The 18,738-nt window shown below is 42.8% G+C and carries 13 protein-coding genes and 1 tRNA gene; 8 read left to right on the top strand and 6 right to left on the bottom strand.

What is annotated here, in order from left to right:
• Window positions 1-1,080 precede the first annotated feature (1,080 nt).
• A complete protein-coding gene (locus tag J5A56_RS08950) occupies window positions 1,081-3,288 on the bottom strand; it encodes a sodium-translocating pyrophosphatase (protein WP_021670931.1) in 2,208 nt (735 codons plus the stop codon).
• A 760-nt stretch (window positions 3,289-4,048) separates the two neighbouring features.
• Window positions 4,049-4,780, bottom strand: a complete 732-nt coding sequence (locus J5A56_RS08955; RefSeq protein WP_021670932.1) for a nitroreductase family protein — start codon at window positions 4,778-4,780, stop codon at window positions 4,049-4,051.
• Window positions 4,781-4,876: 96 nt separating this feature from the next.
• Here J5A56_RS08955 and J5A56_RS08960 point away from each other — a divergent pair, with 96 nt between their 5' ends.
• The 5 genes from J5A56_RS08960 (at window position 4,877) to dnaA (ending at window position 12,089) form a co-directional block, all read left to right on the top strand.
• Window positions 4,877-7,477 (top strand): adenosylcobalamin-dependent ribonucleoside-diphosphate reductase, encoded by a 2,601-nt coding sequence (locus tag J5A56_RS08960; RefSeq protein ID WP_021670933.1) that lies wholly within the window; start codon window positions 4,877-4,879, stop codon window positions 7,475-7,477.
• A gap of 72 nt (window positions 7,478-7,549) precedes the next feature.
• Window positions 7,550-7,933 (top strand): dihydroneopterin aldolase, encoded by a 384-nt coding sequence (folB, locus tag J5A56_RS08965; protein WP_036918857.1) that lies wholly within the window; start codon window positions 7,550-7,552, stop codon window positions 7,931-7,933.
• A gap of 52 nt (window positions 7,934-7,985) precedes the next feature.
• Entirely contained in the window at window positions 7,986-9,317 is a 1,332-nt protein-coding gene (locus J5A56_RS08970) for an N-acetylmuramoyl-L-alanine amidase family protein (RefSeq protein ID WP_036918859.1), read from the top strand.
• Between the two features lie 11 nt (window positions 9,318-9,328).
• Window positions 9,329-10,309: an MlaD family protein gene (locus J5A56_RS08975; RefSeq protein ID WP_021670936.1), complete on the top strand. Its 981-nt coding sequence runs from the start codon at window positions 9,329-9,331 to the stop codon at window positions 10,307-10,309.
• A gap of 373 nt (window positions 10,310-10,682) precedes the next feature.
• Window positions 10,683-12,089: a chromosomal replication initiator protein DnaA gene (gene dnaA, locus J5A56_RS08980; protein WP_021670938.1), complete on the top strand. Its 1,407-nt coding sequence runs from the start codon at window positions 10,683-10,685 to the stop codon at window positions 12,087-12,089.
• A gap of 393 nt (window positions 12,090-12,482) precedes the next feature.
• On the opposite strand, the gene J5A56_RS08985 is transcribed toward dnaA, so the two are convergent.
• Together J5A56_RS08985 and J5A56_RS08990 are read right to left on the bottom strand one after the other, a co-directional pair.
• The gene (locus tag J5A56_RS08985; RefSeq protein WP_021670940.1) at window positions 12,483-12,932 is read right to left on the bottom strand and encodes a lipocalin-like domain-containing protein; all 450 of its coding nucleotides are present in this window, start codon (window positions 12,930-12,932) and stop codon (window positions 12,483-12,485) included.
• Window positions 12,933-12,964: 32 nt separating this feature from the next.
• Window positions 12,965-14,560, bottom strand: coding sequence for a capsule assembly Wzi family protein (locus tag J5A56_RS08990; RefSeq protein WP_036918864.1), 1,596 nt, complete (start codon window positions 14,558-14,560; stop codon window positions 12,965-12,967).
• A 273-nt stretch (window positions 14,561-14,833) separates the two neighbouring features.
• On the opposite strand from J5A56_RS08990, the gene J5A56_RS08995 reads away from it, so the two are divergent.
• From J5A56_RS08995 to J5A56_RS09005, 3 genes are all read left to right on the top strand, one after another.
• Window positions 14,834-15,007, top strand: coding sequence for a hypothetical protein (locus tag J5A56_RS08995; protein ID WP_155945333.1), 174 nt, complete (start codon window positions 14,834-14,836; stop codon window positions 15,005-15,007).
• A gap of 215 nt (window positions 15,008-15,222) precedes the next feature.
• A complete protein-coding gene (locus J5A56_RS09000) occupies window positions 15,223-16,164 on the top strand; it encodes an HAD-IA family hydrolase (protein ID WP_021670944.1) in 942 nt (313 codons plus the stop codon).
• Between the two features lie 102 nt (window positions 16,165-16,266).
• Window positions 16,267-16,339, top strand: a tRNA-Met gene (locus J5A56_RS09005).
• A 176-nt stretch (window positions 16,340-16,515) separates the two neighbouring features.
• Here J5A56_RS09005 and tnpC read toward each other — a convergent pair.
• Together tnpC and tnpB are read right to left on the bottom strand one after the other, a co-directional pair.
• Window positions 16,516-18,195 carry an IS66 family transposase gene (gene tnpC, locus J5A56_RS09010; RefSeq protein WP_249112168.1) on the bottom strand — a complete coding sequence of 560 codons (1,680 nt, stop codon included), beginning with the start codon at window positions 18,193-18,195 and terminating at the stop codon, window positions 16,516-16,518.
• 63 nt (window positions 18,196-18,258) lie between these two features.
• The gene (gene tnpB / locus J5A56_RS09015; protein ID WP_211807225.1) at window positions 18,259-18,603 is read right to left on the bottom strand and encodes an IS66 family insertion sequence element accessory protein TnpB; all 345 of its coding nucleotides are present in this window, start codon (window positions 18,601-18,603) and stop codon (window positions 18,259-18,261) included.
• Window positions 18,604-18,738 lie beyond the last annotated feature (135 nt).

Raw genomic sequence — 18,738 nt, forward strand, 5'->3', positions numbered from 1 at the left:
CATCCGAAAGATGATAAAACGTAAGCTATGATTTCATGATTTTATTACGGTGGTAATCAACAGTCGCCACCTATATTATTTCTCTTTTGTAGATTTAGACTGCTTGAGTAATCTGTAGGTCCCCCACGTACTAAAAATCACAAGTTGAATAATAGCAATTGAGAACTTAAAATCTGTTCCTAACAACAGCAATGCGTTCCCAACAACGTAGAGCGATAAAATCAAGATTGTTCTTTTCATATTAATCCGATTTTAATTGTTTAGATTCTGTTTGCAAATATAACATAAGTCGTTGAATGCACCAAATGTCTTGTTTATTTTTTCTTTCTAAGTCATGAAATAGAACTCCGGTCATCTTCTATATTCCGCCCGATGTTGATGTTGTTGGGTTCTGAAAAATTATTACAAAATTTCAAATGAGACCTTATTAAAACTGCTAAAAACATGCGCAAAAAGCGTGTTTACAACTAATTGGTAATCAATCGATTACAAACGACTTTGTAAAGGGTGCTTAATTCGACTTCAAAAGGGCGTTAGTAAGATCTTAAAAGGGCATCTTTAACAACCCCCAAGACCGTCTTTTCAATGCTAAAAGATGGTGTTTTGAAATTGGGGTTGTGAAATAAATTTACATTATTGCATCCATAAAGGGTCTTTATACGTTCAGGTTTAGTAATCCGTATCGATAGCAAGATGGTTGTTTGTTGTCAGCAAACAAAACATTCATCTTTATTTTACTACGAATGAGACGAATTACGCAAATGAGTTAGACAGAATGTACATAATGAACATATTATGCAATGTTCATAATGAATCGGTTCCACCGATGAATGTACAGGCTTTTTGATTGAAGGTTAATTGATAAATCGAGCATATGCTTGATAAAAAAACATGTACATTACAAGACTCTGTTCATTTTGTACATTCTGTCTTTAACAGAGTTGTAAGGTAAAGCCTTTTCGTCTTCTTATAACACAACTATTTATTTTCACGAAAAGGAAATGGTTCTGTCAGGATGAGAAATATTCCTTTTCGTGAAAATAAATAATTGTTGTTGTGATAGTAATTCTGAGATTGCAGTTATAAGAACGCAACGGTGAGACCAGCCATCACGATGCTGACCATACTCATCAGTTTGATAAGGATGTTAAGCGAAGGACCAGAGGTGTCTTTGAATGGGTCGCCAACGGTGTCACCCACAATCGTAGCTTTATGAGCGTCAGAGCCTTTACCACCATGGTTGCCCTCTTCAACAAACTTCTTGGCATTGTCCCATGCACCACCTGCATTCGACATGAAGACGGCAAGGGTGAAGCCTGCTGCTAAACCACCTACTAACAAGCCCAATACGCCTGCCACACCAAGTAAAAGACCTACGATGACGGGGATGATGATAGCCAATAAAGATGGGATAATCATCTCGTGTTGAGCACTCTGTGTACTGATTTCTACACACCGTCCATAGTCTGGTGTGCCTGTTCCTTCTAATATTTCTTTAATCTCACGGAACTGACGGCGCACCTCTGCCACCATCTTACCAGCTGCTCTACCCACGGCACCCATCGTAAGACCACAGAAGAGGAAGGCGGCCATAGCTCCGATGAACGCACCGACAAGTACCTTTGGATTCATTAGGTTTACCTGGAAGAAGTTCATGAAGTCTGGTATCGTAGCCTTGGTAGCATCGATGGTCTCGCCTGCAACATTGGTCATCTGTGTACCAACACGTGCCATGGCAATCTTGATTTCTTCGATGTAAGAAGCCAACAGTGCCAATGCTGTCAGTGCAGCCGAACCAATAGCAAAACCCTTACCCGTTGCCGCTGTGGTGTTACCCAAGGCATCGAGGGCATCCGTACGTTGGCGCACTTCCGCTCCTAACTCGCTCATCTCAGCGTTTCCGCCAGCATTGTCGGCAATCGGTCCGTAAGCATCTGTTGCCAAGGTGATACCCAAGGTTGAGAGCATACCCACAGCAGCGATGCCGATACCATATAGTCCGTGCTGGATAGACAGTGCTGACATCGACATATCAAAACCGTTGGCACAGAGATAACTCAGCATAATTGCGATGGAAATAGCGAGGACAGGAACACAGGTAGAAATCATGCCTGTACCTATACCTTTTATAATAACTGTTGCTGAACCCGTTTGACTTGCCTCAGAAATCGCTTTTGTTGGTGTGTAACTCTGTGAAGTATAGTACTCTGTAGCCTGACCAATGATAACACCTGCTGCCAAACCAGCAATCACAGAGAAGCTAACACCGAGCCAATTCTCCAAGCCTAAGAGGTAGAGAATCAAGAAACTGGCAGCTGCAATGAGTACGGCAGCTGTGTTCGTACCAAGTCCTAAGGCGTGGAGGAGACCCTGCATCGTTGCCCCCTCCTTCGTTCTTACCAAGAAGATACCAAATAAACTCAAGAAAACACCCATGGCTGCGATGAGCATTGGGGCGATGACGGCACGCAACTGCATGTCACCTGCTGAGGCTGCAAAGGCGGTTGCGCCTAAGGCTGCAGTTGAAAGAATCGAACCACAATAGCTCTCGTATAGGTCGGCACCCATACCCGCCACGTCGCCCACGTTATCGCCTACGTTATCGGCAATCGTTGCAGGGTTGCGTGGATCGTCTTCAGGGATGTTGGCTTCCACCTTACCCACAAGGTCGGCACCGACGTCAGCAGCCTTCGTATAGATACCACCACCGACACGAGCAAACAAAGCCTGTGTAGATGCGCCCATGCCGAAGGTCAACATCGTTGTCGTGATAGTGATGAGCATTTCGCTCGTCGTCATTTTGTCAGAATAGAACCAAGTGAGGACAATGAACCAAATGGCGATGTCTAACAATCCTAATCCTACGACAACTAATCCCATGACAGCACCCGAACGGAAGGCTATCTTGAGTCCATCGTTAAGTCCCTTACGTGCTGCGTTGGCTGTTCTTGCACTGGCGTAGGTCGCAGTTTTCATTCCGAAGAAGCCTGCAAGACCGGAGAAGAAACCGCCTGTCAGGAAGGCAAAAGGTACCCATTCATTCTGCGCATTGAAACCATAAGCCATGATTGCGAAGACAATAGCAAGGACAACAAAGACAATCAAGACGACTTTGTACTGCTGTTTCAGGTAAGCCATTGCACCACGTCGTACGTATTCCGCAATCTCAACCATACGTGGCGTGCCTTCTTCGGCTTTCATCATAGACTTAAAAAAATACCATGCCATAGCCAGCGCACACACTGATGCGATGGGTATGAGCCAAAAAACCTGTGGAATGTGTTCCATAATTCAATATGTTTAGGTTGTGTAATGTATTGATTGTAATATGTCGCAAATATATAAAAAAATATTGATAGGCAAAGAGAAATGAGAAAAAAAACTCACCCTCGCTCCTCTCCGATTGGAGAGGGGAGAGTAAAATGTACTGTTTGCTGGAGGTTAGAGAATAGATATACAAAAATATATCGAAAGATAGCCCCTTTATAATAATAAAGAAAGAGTTAGGTTTTTAAAATATTGGCTCTATAACGAATCGTGTGGGTTGTTTGACCCAATTAGAATAATATCTGCTGTATTCATAGAAAGAAGTTATTTATTCAGTTGTTTTACTCTTTAGTCAACGGAATAGGATGTTTTAAGGTCTTAATCCATACTATGTTTGTGAATGTTTACCATCATTTGCTGTCGTGCGGATGTTTAGCACATGTGGTGCGGATGCTTAGCACATATGGTGTGGAGGCTTAACACCACATGTGCGGAGGCTTAAATTCACTATGCTATATGGATAACAGGGGATGAAATGTGAGAAAAACGTTGTAATACTAAGAATAAACAGGAGGTATGTAGAAGTTTGATTAGCTCAAACTCCTTATATTTGTATATTAATCCGTCTTCTTCTGTTCAGCATAAAGCCATTAAGCATAGGGACGCTGGCAAGAAAAAACTATTTACCCACACGATTCGTTATAGAACCAATATATACGAACATATAAGGGTATCTCGCTTTTCACTCCCCCTCTCCAATTGGGGAGGGGCGGGGGTGAGGCTACCATTGCTTTTTCAACGTCTCCAACAACTCCTTCGATATAGCCTCATTCGCCTCCTTCGTGTAACGTAGGTCGGTAAAGACTTGTGCGAGGGTCTCTTTGTTGTTGATTTCAACGAAGTGTTTGTTTTCAGGCAGCTGCTCCTTTGGTGTATAGAAAGCATTGATGCGGTCGGGTGTGTAGTCGTTGTAAGTTTCGTTGTGGATGATGCTATCGATAGGTAGACGGTCAACGAGGGGAGGGTCTTCAGCAGGCCAACCGAGCGTGATGGTAGCGACAGGCATTACAAGGCGAGGAAGCTGTAATACTTCAATAATCGTCTTAGAGTTGTAGATGGTTGTTCCCAAGAAGCAAGTTCCCAAGCCTTCTTCTTCTGCAAGGTTGCAGAAAGTCTGACAATAGAGCAGCGCATCTGTAGTAGCATTGAGGAACGATAGGAGGTTGTCGTAGCCAGGTGTTGCCTTACGGTTCTCCGCCCAGAGAGTTGTACGACGGAAGTCTGCGCAGAAAGTTAGTACTACGGGTGCACCCTCCACCATCGGCTGATTGAAATGAGCAGGTGCGAGTTGCGCCTTCTTTTTCGCATTACGTGTGATGATAACCGAATAAAGCTGCAGGTTTCCCATTGTTGGTGTACGTTCAGCTTTCTCCAATAAAGTCCTTAATAAAGGCTCAGATACATCTTTGTTGGTGTATTTTCTTATAGTCTTTCTTGTATTGATGGTTTCCATTTTAGATAATTTTGATGCTACAAAGTTAAGTAAATGTTTTCTATTTTGGAAAACAATTCGTAACTTCGCAGTCGAAAAAATTCTAAAACGACAATAATGGAAACCAACCAAACCTACTCATTTGATGAAGCCTATCAGGCAACTTTAGCCTATTTCGGTGGCGATGAACTTGCTGCTCGTGTGTGGGTCAACAAGTATGCGATGAAGGACAGCTTTGGAAATATCTACGAGAAATCGCCAGAACAGATGCATTGGCGCATTGCTAATGAGATTGCTCGTATTGAGAAAAATTATAAAAATCCATTGACGGCACAGGAGGTGTTCGAGCTCTTGGACCATTTCCGATATATTATTCCAGCTGGTAGTCCGATGACAGGTATTGGTAATAACTATCAGGTAGCCTCCCTCTCCAACTGTTTCGTCATCGGTTTGGAAGGTAATGCCGATTCCTATGGTGCCATTATGCGCATTGACGAAGAGCAGGTACAGCTGATGAAGCGTCGTGGTGGCGTGGGGCACGATCTAAGTCATATCCGCCCGAAAGGGTCACCAGTGAATAATTCTGCCCTGACCTCAACAGGACTTGTTCCTTTTATGGAGCGTTATTCCAACAGTACACGTGAGGTTGCGCAGGACGGTCGTCGTGGTGCTTTGATGCTTTCCGTAAGTATCAAGCATCCTGATTCAGAGGCTTTCATTGATGCCAAGATGGAAGAAGGAAAGGTGACGGGTGCCAACGTATCGGTGAAGATTACAGATGAGTTCATGCAGGCTATCGTTGAGGATAAGAAATATGTGCAGCAGTTCCCTATCGATAGCAATAACCCAAGTGTTACAAAGGAGGTTTCTGCGAAAGAATTATGGGGAAAGATAGTACACAATGCGTGGAAGAGTGCCGAGCCAGGTGTTTTGTTCTGGGATACGATTATCCGTGAGAGCATCCCTGACTGTTATGCAGACCTTGGCTTCCAGACTGTCTCAACCAACCCTTGTGGTGAGATTCCGCTCTGTCCTTACGACAGTTGTCGACTCCTTTCGTTGAATCTCTATTCCTATGTTATCGATCCGTTCACCGATCATGCCCGCTTCGATATGGAATTATTCAAGCGTCATGCACAACTCGCACAGCGTTTGATGGACGACATCATTGACCTTGAGATGGAGAAAATCGACCTCATCATGTCGAAGATAAAGGCGGATCCTCAGGATGATGAGGTGAAGCATGCAGAGTATCATCTTTGGGAGAAGATAAAGAAAAAGAGCTGCCAGGGTCGTCGTACGGGTGTTGGTATCACCGCTGAAGGCGATATGATTGCCGCCATGGGCTTACGTTATGGTACACAGGAAGCAACCGACTTCTCGGTAGGAATTCATCGTACATTGGCGTTGAACGCTTATCGCTCATCGGTGACTATGGCGCAGGAGCGTGGAGCTTTCGAGATTTATGATGCGAAACGTGAAGAGAAAAATCCGTTTATCCTTCGTTTGAAGGAGGCTGATGGTCAGCTTTATGAGGATATGAAGAAGTATGGTCGTCGAAATATCGCCTGTCTGACGATTGCACCAACGGGTACGACATCGCTGATGACACAGACGACTTCGGGTATCGAACCCGTCTTCATGCCTGTCTATAAGCGTCGTCGTAAGGTTAATCCAAATGATGCTGATGTACACGTAGACTTCGTCGATGAGGTGGGCGATTCTTTTGAAGAGTACATTGTTTACCACCGTAAGTTCTTGACTTGGATGGAGGTGAACGGAATTGACACGCAGAAGAAATACAGTCAAGAAGAGATTGATGCGCTTGTGAAGCGTTCACCTTATTATAAAGCAACGGCCAACGACGTTGATTGGCTGATGAAGGTGCGCATGCAGGGCGAGATTCAGAAGTGGGTTGACCATTCTATCTCTGTGACAGTGAACCTTCCTAACCAAGTTGATGAGGAGTTGGTCAATAAACTCTATGTGGAGGCGTGGCGCAGTGGCTGTAAGGGTTGTACTATCTATCGTGATGGTAGTCGTTCGGGTGTGATGATTTCTGTGTCTAAGAAGGATAAGAAGAAGGATGAAAAACCTGTTGATGAGGAGAAGATAAAAGACCTAAACTCAGCAGAGGAGCACCACGAACATCTCAGTAACCGCCCACAAGTGATTGAGGTTCGTCCAAAAGAATTGGAATGTGACGTTGTTCGTTTCCAAAATAATAAAGAGAAATGGGTGGCTTTCGTTGGCTTGTTAGACGGTTATCCTTACGAAATCTTTACTGGTTTGCAGGATGATGAAGAGGGGATTGCGCTTCCAAAGAGCGTCACGAAGGGTAAGATTATCAAGCAGACAGCTGAGGATGGAAGTCATCGTTACGACTTCCAGTTCGAGAATAAGCGTGGTTACAAGACTACTGTTGAAGGCTTGTCAGAGAAGTTCAATCCAGAGTATTGGAACTATGCGAAGCTGATCTCAGGTGTGCTTCGTTATCGTATGCCAATCGATCACGTCATCAAACTTGTTGGCTCGCTACAATTGAAGAATGAAAGTATCAATACCTGGAAGAATGGTGTTGAGCGAGCTTTGAAGAAATACGTTAGTGATGGTACGAGTGCGTCAGGCTTGAAATGTCCTGTTTGTGGTCAAGAGACCCTTGTTTATCAGGAAGGCTGTCTAATCTGTACCAACTGTGGAGCTTCACGTTGTGGCTAAATGATTATCAGGAAGATAGTAATAAAACAGAGGGCAGGTCGCTCGTCTTGCTCTCGCTTCTCTTAACGAATGATGAAATTAATGACAAGTTACATACTCCTGCAAGGTCTCCACTTTCATGCTCGTATTGGAGTAGGGGAGCAGGAACGTGTTGTTGGTAACGAGTATGTTGTCGACCTGCGGATAGGTTATCCATTTACAAAGGCAATGGAGAGCGATGATGTCGCCGACACATTGAACTATGCAGAGGTGTTTCATGTCATTAGGGAGGTAATGAAACAACCTGCCCGCCTCTTAGAGTCAGTTGCTGGCTCCATTGTAGAAGTCTTGTGTGTGGCTTTTCCAACGATAAGTAGTATCGACTTAAAGCTCGTGAAACTAAATCCACCAATGGGTGCAGATAGTGACGGAGCAGGCGTGGAATTACACTTAATAAATGATAAAACCAAAGATTAGAGTCTTGATTTCCCAACGAAAAGTCGTATCTTTGTCCTTTAAATGCTTAAGTATGTTAAAAAAAATACCGCTTCTCTTTGTTTTCTTAGTCTTGTCAGTAGGATTGTCATGGGCTTCAGATGGACGTTTCACACTGGTGATTGATGCCGGTCATGGTGGTCGTGATGTCGGTGCTATTGGGGCAATATCAAGAGAGAAGGATATCAACTTGAATGTAGCTTTGGCCTTTGGTCGTTATGTAGAGCAGAATATGCCTGACGTAAATGTCATTTACACGCGTAAGAATGATGTCTTCATCCCTTTGCATCAACGTGCTGATATCGCCAATAAAGCAAAGGCCGACCTCTTTATCTCTGTGCATACAAACTCTGTGGCATCGGGTCGTTATGTCAAAGGCTTTCAGGTCTATACCTTAGGTATGCACCGTGCGAAAGACAACCTTGATGTTGCGATGCGTGAGAATGGCGTTATCTCGATGGAGAAAGGCTATCAGCAGACTTATCAGGGCTTCGATCCAAAGTCGTCAGAGAGTTATATCATGTTTGAATTCATGCAGAACTCAAATATGGAGCGGAGCGTTGAACTGGCACGAATGATACAGAACTCGGTCTGTTCTTCTGCCGGACGTGTTGATAAGGGGGTTCACCAGGCTGGTTTCCTCGTGCTACGTGAGAGTTATATGCCGAGCTGCCTGATAGAGTTAGGCTTTATCACGGCAGCCGATGAGGAGGAGTTTCTGAACTCTCCAGCAGGTATTGATGCGATGGCAAAAGGTATTTATAATGCTTTTGTTCAATATAAGAATAAGTATGACAACCGTATCGTCGTTCCTTATCGTCCTGCTGAAAACAAACGTATCGTCGTTGACCACGTTATTCCAGCGGCACCAACAGATAATCCACGCTCTGTTGTGCCTGTTGAAAGACCTCGTTCAACGGCTCCTGTAAAGAGAAATCGTTCAACTGTTCCTGTGGAGCAGCCTCGCTCTTCAGTACCAGCACCGAAGCCTCGCCCAATGAATAAGGTACAAGAAGCGAAGAAAAGAATATCAGATGCTATTCGAGAACTGCTCCCTTGTAATGACTCACAAACTCAATCTCAAAATAGTCAGCCTGTATTTAAGGTGCAGATACTTGCTTCTAATCGACAGTTGCGGTCGGGTAGTGAAATGTTTCGTGGGCGTACAGATATTGATTGTGTGAAGGAAGGAAACTTCTATAAATATACGATAGGGTCCAGTACGAATTACAATGAGATAGCCCGACTACGCAGTAAGCTGTTGAAAGACTTCCCACAGTCATTCATTATTGCCTACAAAGGTGGTGCTCGTATGGATGTTAATCAGGCAATAACAGAGTTTCTTAAGAATAAAAAGAATAAGTAAATAAAACGGATATGAAGAAAGTTTTTACTCCACAAGTTAAGATTGCAGTTGTCGCTATACTTGCAATTATTGTGTTGTTCTTTGGAATGGAGTTCTTAAAGGGCTTGTCACTCTTTTCGAACGATGCACATTATAAAATTAAGTTCAATGACATCACGGGCTTGTCTAAATCTACTCCAGTTTACGCACGTGGTTTCAAGGTGGGTATAGTTAGGAATATTGATTATGATTATGACAAGTTGGGCGAGTTGATTACTGTCGATATTGATGTTGATAGAACACTGAGAATTCCAGAAGGAAGTACCGCTGAGATTATTAGCGATATCATGGGGAATGTGAAAGTCGAACTAAAATTTGCCAAGAATGCCCAAATATTGAAGGAAAACGGATGGATCGACGGAAGTATCAACGATGGTACCTTAGGTGATATAAAGAGTATGGTACCTTCCTTCCAGAAGATGTTGCCAAAGGTGGATAGCATTCTTGGTAGTGTAAATGCTCTTCTTGCTGACCCAGCTTTAAAAAGTTCTTTACATAATATAGACAAGATTACTACTGACCTCACTACTTCAACCCATGAGTTAAATACCTTGTTGGCGCAGGTTAACGGCTCTCTCCCTCCTGTGATGGCGAAGGCAGGTAAGGCGATGGATAATGCCAACGGTGTGATGGTCAATGCCAATAGAGGTATTACGGAAGCTCGTGGAGCGATTCGTGGAGCAAATACGATGATGGCAACGCTTAATAATAAGGTGGACGGACTGGATGTAGAGGGAACATTGGCTAAGGTTAATTCAACTTTAGACAATATGCAGGCATTCACAGCTAAGTTGAACAGCAACGAGGGTACGATAGGCTTAATGCTAAATGACGCCTCTTTGTACAATAATCTTAATAGTACAATGCGTTCTGCAGATAGTCTTTTGATAAATCTTAAAGCACATCCTAAGCGTTATGTTCACTTCTCTCTCTTTGGAAGAAAAGATAAGTAATTTAAATATTGTCTAAATAAAACGTACGATGTTTCACACACAGGGAAAGTGTCTTGAAGCCGTTTGAATATCAGCTTCTTTACGCTTTCCCTGCATTTGTTTCACTTCTTAGGCTGAATAGGGCATAAGTTAGGTTAAACAGATTGTTTTTCAGACACTTACAATTACGCAACCGAGTGTAAACGTAGGATAATAAGATGGTTGGTGCAAAGTCCACAGATATAGCACTTTACAAACTCTCTATTGTCTGATATATAATCTTACAGATAGTTATCTTTGTAAATAAATTACTATCTTTGCACTATCAGATAAATCAGAGATAGACGGCTTGCCACTATTTCGAGAAAGACATAGATATTATAGACAACCAATTATGAACGTCAGTCCTAAAAATCTTTGGGATAGTTGCCTCCAGCTCATAAAGGAGAATGTGACCGAGCAGCAATTTGATACTTGGTTTCGCCCGATTGTATTACAATCTTACAAACCGGCATCCAAGACATTGTTAGTTCAGGTCCCAAGCCAATTCGTTTATGAGTATTTGGAAGGACATTACGTAGACTTGCTGCGTAAGGTGTTGACGCGTGTCTTCGGACAAGGTGTTCAACTGACGTATCGCGTAATGGTTGACCAGGAAAACCATCTCTCGCAGGACTTAGAGCAGGATACCGTTGAAGATATTTCTTCACAACGTCCTACTGCTCGTGCCAATCAAAGCCCTACGGTGCTGGATACGGTGCCACAGGACCTTGATTCACAGCTCGACCCTCATAAGTCATTCAGCAACTATGTTGAAGGCGACAGTAACAAACTTCCTCGTTCTATCGGTCTTTCTATCGCAGAACATCCTAACACAACACAGTTTAACCCAATGTTCATCTATGGACCATCGGGCTGTGGTAAGACCCACCTCGTCAACGCCATCGGATTAAGAGCAAAGCAACTCTATCCTCAAAAGCGTGTGTTATACGTTTCTGCACGACTCTTCCAAGTACAGTACACTGATTCTGTACGACAAAACACTACCAACGATTTTATCAATTTCTATCAGACAATTGATATTCTCATTGTCGATGATATCCAGGAATGGGTTACAGCAACGAAGACGCAAGACACTTTCTTCCATATCTTTAACCACCTGTTCCGTAATGGAAAACGAATCATCTTAGCCAGCGACCGACCACCTGTCGACCTCAAGGGGATGAACGACCGTCTGCTGACACGTTTCTCTTGCGGATTGATAGCAGAGTTAGAAAAGCCTAACGTACAGCTTTGTGTGGACATCCTTCATAGTAAAATCAAGCGGGATGGACTTAATATCCCAGAGGATGTCGTACGTTTCATCGCTGAGACTGCTAATGGTAGCGTACGTGACCTGCAGGGCGTTATCAACTCTCTCTTGGCTTACAGCGTTGTTTACAATAGTAATATTGATATGCGATTGGCTGAACGAGTTATCAAACGAGCCGTGAAGGTTGATGACGAACCGCTGACCATTGATGATATTGTGGACAAGGTTTGTGCACATTTTAATGTTACGATGACGGCAGTCAACTCTCGTTCGCGTAAGAAAGACATTGTAATGGCACGACAGGTGAGTATGTATATGGCACAGAAATATACTAAGATGCCTGCAAGCCGTATCGGAAAACTCGTTGGTAATCGTGACCACAGCACCGTAATCCACAGTTGCTCTAAAATTGAAGACCGACTGAAAGTTGACAAGGGATTTCATGCTGAGATTGCAAGTATTGAAAACTCGTTTAAGTTAAAAGCATAAGGTATTAGTTTGAAAGTCTGTCGCATGGTTGTGGCAGGCTTTTTTACTATCTCAATTCTTGATTTCTCTCCTGATAATATCTCATCTTCTTGCTCTGAAATATATTTACAAAATATGTGGCCAAAATCTCCTCAAAGGCTCTAAATAGTACTGAAGGAAGTGCCGCTGTAACTTGCATGTAATCAATAATTTACAAGGTTGTGTTTCAAAAGGTGCTTAGTAAGGGGCCTAAAGGGCGTTAGTAAGGTCCTTAAAGAGCATCTTTTGCAAGCCAATTGGGCGTCTTTTTAAAGCTAAAAGAGCATGTTTTAAATTTGATCTTGTGAAAAATAATTACATTTTTGATGTAGGTTGATGTCTTTTGAGTGTTAAGACTGATGTAATTGCCTTTGTTTAAAACTTATCAAAGTAGAGTCTAACACTATCATCATTCAATATCATCTTTCGTCTGTCTAACTTTTCAATACGGAACACTGGCGTAAGGCTTTTGATTCCATAGAGTCCCAAGGTTGATTCATAAGCAGTCAACGGACGGTCACCATTCTCACGATCATATTGATAGGGAGATGTCAATGTTAGTTGGTTATCGCCAATACGAAAGCGATAGAGATAACTGTTGTGCATACCCGTTTTATCGTCCATCTGTAATAGTTTCGCCTGAAAAGACCAGAAGATAACCTGCTCACTCAAGTCTTCACTCGCAACGGTTGTTATCGATTCTATCTTCACAAGATGCCACATTCCCTCCATTTTGCCTGCATCGTTATCTGTTTCCAGCGAACAAGAGACGAAGAGGAGTGCCAGCAATGGTAGGACTAAGGATAATATATTTATTCGTTTCATTTTCAATTCTTTATATATTCTTAATCAAGAGGTTACCGCTTTCCCAATAAACCATGTTTTGTGATTGTTAACTGCATACCGTAGTTGTTGCCACGTAGGATAGAACCAAAGTCGGCACCGATGCCCATGCGCATATCAACACCTCTCATCCACGTTGGAATTTTCTGTCCCTGTAGTGTGTAAGTAGCCTCTCCCATCAAACTCAGGTTATGTCGTCTCTTCGTATAAGGCTTCTCGTAGGTTCCCAACCCCTCCTGCCATGTGCCAAGGAAACGCCACTTAAAACGCTCTGTGGGATGACCGCCTAAGCCTAAATGGAGTGCAACAAAGCGGTTATCCTCAAAGAAGATAGAGCCATCCTCATTGTAAATAGGTGAACGATAGAGCGGATTTCCCATCGCCTGTCCCCAATGCTGATAACCTGGAAGAATATAATGGTTATAGTAGTTGTCTTTTCCACCGATATGGTCGGCTATCGTCATCGTATGGTCATGGTATATCGGACCACTCTGATACTTTGTGTAAAGATATTCAAAAACAAAGGTGTTCAGCCAATTGTCAGGTTTATAACGATATTCGAAACCTAACATCCAGTCTTTGAAATCATAGAGCAGATAACGCCGCTGTTTCTTCTTCTGCCACTCACTTCCCTCACCATAACCATCATAGTCAAGTTGAAGCATGGCTGAATGGTCCTCAAAGAATTTATCAGCATAGAGTGAAAAGCCATGCCAGTCGCCATCATAGTTGACACGCATCACCCAGCTACCTAACTGGTCGCCCTGCACATTCTGGTAGGTTGTCTCACCATTATCAGCACCACCGGGGAGAAAGGCGTGCCAAAAGTCGCGCAATCCTCGTCCATTTTCTGAGATATTCATACCGCCATGTCCGTCAGGGAGGTAGGATGTGCCACCGAAGATGCTAACCATCTCTAATCCCATTTCAAGCGACCACGGACAGAATACCTCTTCATTTCCCACTTTCAGATAGCCTGCTTTAGAGTGATAGAGTGCACGATCCGTATATTTCGACTGCTTAGCGGTGAAGTCATGCTGCCAATTCTGGTCGGTCATCATGCCGTAAGCAATGTGACCTTTTAAGTGTAACCAGCCATTCGCAAACGGCAACGTCCAATAGTCTGAGAGTGCCAATCGAACTTGTGGGATAGGACGGGCGTTGATCCCTAATGTTTGTGAGCCTGAGCTGAGCTCGTTGTCCTTCAACTGCATCGGCTCTTCCTTTGCTCCAATGGTCAGTGTTCCATGCAACCATCGTCCTTCAACGTATGCCTGCTGGATGACAGCCTTACTGGTGTAATTGATTGGTAACGCAAGGTCTAAGCCATAACCTAAGCCGAACTTCCGTCCCTCGTCCGTCCTCAATGGGCGTTCTATCCCACCACGCACGTAGCCATTCACTGTTTCCAACGAACTAAGTCCATATTTATTGGCATTGAGCCAAAGCGGGGTTCTGCCCTTTGAAAGGCTCCCCTGCATTTCCACCTTATATTCTAAGCCTTTGAAAGGCTGCAACCTTGACGTGTCGCGTCGTACAGGTTCTTGATATTGAGCCTGTATTGTCGATGTTGTCAACAAGATAAGTAAGGTTGAAAATAACTTCTTCATCATCATAAAGTTAAAAACAGCTACAAAGATAATAAAATTAGTTTAATAATACAGCCTTTTTCCTTGAACTATTAGATGTTTATTGTACAAATAGGATTTGATACGCACATGTCAGATGTAGCTATTCAGTAGTATTGGACATCTAATAGTTTCTCCTCCAAAATCTTGTAAACGGTTATAATGAAGTGTTTTTTCTTGCATGTTTAAAATAATCTTCGTATCTTTACACCTGTGAAAGGGCAAGTTGCGGAGATATCAAATGGATTACAAGGCATGACAAAAGAGATGTGGCTGATGCGGGAGGCTATCAATCAGCAGCATGGAGAGAAAGTTAAATTGAATCATAGTATAGAAGATTTAAATCTGCAAATCTGCAAGAAAGATAAGGAAAACGAGAAGTTGTGGGAACGCTTGTTTAAGTCTGAAAACCCTGATCAAGAATTCTAACAATAGCAGCACACCAGCAAGCAAGGAACGTATGAAAAATGAAATTGTTATTAGAACGAAGCTTCTTTGTGTGTCATGTGATAAGATGACGAGAGAACAAAAGGGGAATGATGTATACAACTTGTTTTATTCTTTCACGTCAGACGAGGTAATTGATGATATACCTTGTGTCTACCTGTTATCAATGAATAATATTATTAAAGCTGAGTGTAGAAATGTCAGTTAAAAGTAAACTCCAAAATCTATCTTTTCGTACAGGTGCCATCGTACTCATGATGTGCATTCCTTTTTATTTCCTTTCTTTCGTGCAAGTTTTTTTTCCTGTGTCAACAGCGATGAAAGGCATACTGTTCACTGTTTTCTTCGGACTGGCAAAGAGTTTCCAGTATGGCGGTATTGCTATCCTTGGTACGGAAGGCTACAAGCGAGTGAAGGGTTATTTTAAACGTAAAAAACATGTGAAGGGTGATATGCAGGAGGTCGGTAACGACGAAAATCCTCGTTATTGTCCTGATCTTTTCTCTAACCCGAAGATTCTTTCCGGTATTCGTCTTGTCATTTTCGACTTTGATGGGACACTTGGCGACTCTCAAAAGTTGATTACTGACACGATGCTTGCAACGATAGAGAAGTTGAATCTCCCAAAGCGAAGTCGTGAGGAATGTGCTCGAACGATAGGTTTACCTCTAAAGAAATGCTTCACGTCTATTATCCCGATGACTGACGAGCAGGCTGAGGAATGCGTCAAGGTGTATAGCGACATCTTTAATGTGAAGAATGTTCCAGGTGCTGTTAAGCCTTTCTCTGGTGTCATTGGAATGCTTCAACGCCTCTCATCACAAGGTGTTGCGATGTCAATAGCAAGTAGTCGCAGTCATCACTCTCTTGCCTTGCTTGTAGAGGATTTGGGACTATCGAAGTATATTACATATCTGATTGGTGCAGACGATGTTGTTAATAAGAAACCAGCAGCCGAAGCAGTACTTGCCACCTTGGCTCATTTTGATGTCAAAGCTCACGAAACCCTTGTTGTTGGTGATACTGAGTTTGATATTCTCATGGGGCGAAATGCTGGTACACATACCTGTGGAGTTACCTATGGTAATGGTAGCAGAGAGAGTTTAGAAGCAGTAGAAGCGGAATGGATAGTTTGTTAAATAATGTATATTTTCTTGGTGGTTTCGTAATTAATTTCTACCTTTGCACACGCAATTCAGAAATGTACTTTGGTTCATAGATGAGTTGGTCTTAATTAATATCGCGGGTTGGAGCAGTTGGTAGCTCGCCAGGCTCATAACCTGGAGGTCGCATGTTCGAGTCCTGCACCCGCAACTCTCAGCTTAGAAATACTTAGTAATAAGTTTTCTAAGCTTTTGTTTTCTATATCAGTGTAAAGAGGACTGACCCCTTTCAATTCGTGCCATTCGTAGTTCGTAAGCATCCAAAATTCGCCGTCTTGTCACTTCACAAAAAACCTTATATGACTGGCTTCATATAAGGGTTCTATGCTATTTATAGTTTATGGGTAGCAGTTTAATCAATTCCTCATCCTCCATGTCCAGCAAGGGTTTTGCTAATACCTGCCTTAACCACACATTAGGTTCTATCTTTGCTTCCCTACAACATGCCATGAACGTATAGAAGATGGCATTGTTTTCGGCTCCTTCGTTGTTGCCACAGAACAGATAGTTTTTCCTTCCCAATGTAATGGGTCTGATGGCTTGCTCCATAAGATTGTTGTCTATATTGAAACGCCCATCTTGTACGTATCGGCTGATGCGTATCCATACGGCGAAAGCATAACGCAGAGCTTTCTCCATAGCTTCGCCAGGGAGATACTCCTTGTGTACCTCCTTCATATATGCTTCAAGAGCCTTTAATATAGGATATGCTTTGGATTTTCTTTCAGCCTGAATCTCTTCGTAGCTGGCGTTACTGTGTTTTAAGTTTGCTTCTAACTCGTAGAGTACGGCGATCATCTTAACGATATGGGCGGCATTCTTGTCATTTGTCGATAAATGCTCGAACTTTCGCCGGACATGTGCCATACATCCCAAGAGCTCTATGCCTTGAACGTTTTCAAATCTGCTGTAAGCTTCATACCCATCGGATTGTATAGCACCATGATAGCCTTTGAAGAGTTCGTCGGGTACGGCTCCAGATCGTGAACCTTCCTTCCAATGAAAGAAGACCCCTCGGCAGTGCAGCGCATCTCTTACTCCCCACAGATAACCCTTGCGAGTCTTACCCTTACGGTCGGCAACTTGTACGCTTGTCTCATCAACTTGCAAGTAGGGACTCTGTAAAATCAACTTTGCTTGGAGTTTATATAGAGGATATAAAGCGTTAGCTGTGCTGTGAACCCAGCTGTTTATGGTAGAGGTTGGGATGTTGATGCCATACTCTTTCCATCTGGTGCTTTGTCTATACTCTGGCAAATGATAGACAAACTTTCCTGTGATAATCTCAGCCAGCAGAGAGGCATCGGCAAAACAATCCACAGCTTGCTTCTGTAAAGGAGCTTCCAGTATGTCAATCTTTGCATCCGTGGGTTTTGCATCTTTCAAACGGCAGACGATGCGGTCTTCAACCTTAACATAAAAGCTTGAGGGACGTAAGCACAAGTGTTCTGTCTTATCGTGACCGATGATAACCATACGGTTTTCATCATAACCGTCTGGATAAATCTCAGTAACCACACGCTCTATATCCTTAGGAACATAAGAGGCATATGGCTTGCCTTTTCTCGTAGAACGAGCGTTGCGGCTTGCTTCCCTGCGCTGCTTAGCTTGCTTCTCTACTTCCTTGATGATAGTTGGTATTTCCCCCGAAAGTTGTTTACCTTCTTTTGCCCAATCTTTATCAAAGAACGAACCTGCCCAGCCGTTGGGACTCTCAGGTAAACGCTTTTCGCTACGTCTACCGAATACCATACGCTCAAGTTCAAGAATACGTTGAGATTTTCTTGCTAACTCTGCATCCTTTTGCTTAAGTTCTGCATCCTTTTGCTTAATCTCAACATCCTTAACCTTGATCTCTGCGTCCTTTTGCTTAAGTTCAACATTCTTGCTCTTAAGTTCTACATCCTTACTTTTAAGCTCCATGTCTTTCTGCTCAAGGAGATTTATAAAATCTTCTCGAGTTAAAAAATGATAGTTAGACGCAGTCTTATTGTTGGATGTATTCATCAGAAAACCAGTTATTTATATGATACAAAGGTACGAAAAATATCTGGATTTTGCAAGAAATTTCTAAGGTTTATTGTAACGTTTCCTTCGATAACAATGAGGATTTATACCTTCTATATAAAGGACCAATTCATCCCATCGAAGTTCATAAAATCCCTTGGTTTGCTGCATGATTTTACCACTTAAACAACCCTGTGCCATCTGCTTGTGGTATACGACAAAACCACATCGTTCCCAATGAAGCAGCTTGATACGATTGCGAGAACGATTATAGAACACATAAACACAACCATCAGATGGGTTAAAATCATTACCACGGACGAATTGACATAATCGAAGCATCCCCTGGCGCATATCCACAGGAGAACAACAAACCCGATAAACATTTGTTTCATTCAGTGCAAACATCTTTTTTGTGCAAAGGTAGCAACAATGCTGCATCCACAAAAGACGGCTAATTTTGGATGCTTACCGTAGTTCTGTACATTCATACGTAGTATTTACTTTGTTGATATACAATAAAAAATGGGAAGAAATAAAAGA

Source organism: Prevotella melaninogenica (assembly GCF_018128065.1).
Taxonomy (GTDB): domain Bacteria; phylum Bacteroidota; class Bacteroidia; order Bacteroidales; family Bacteroidaceae; genus Prevotella.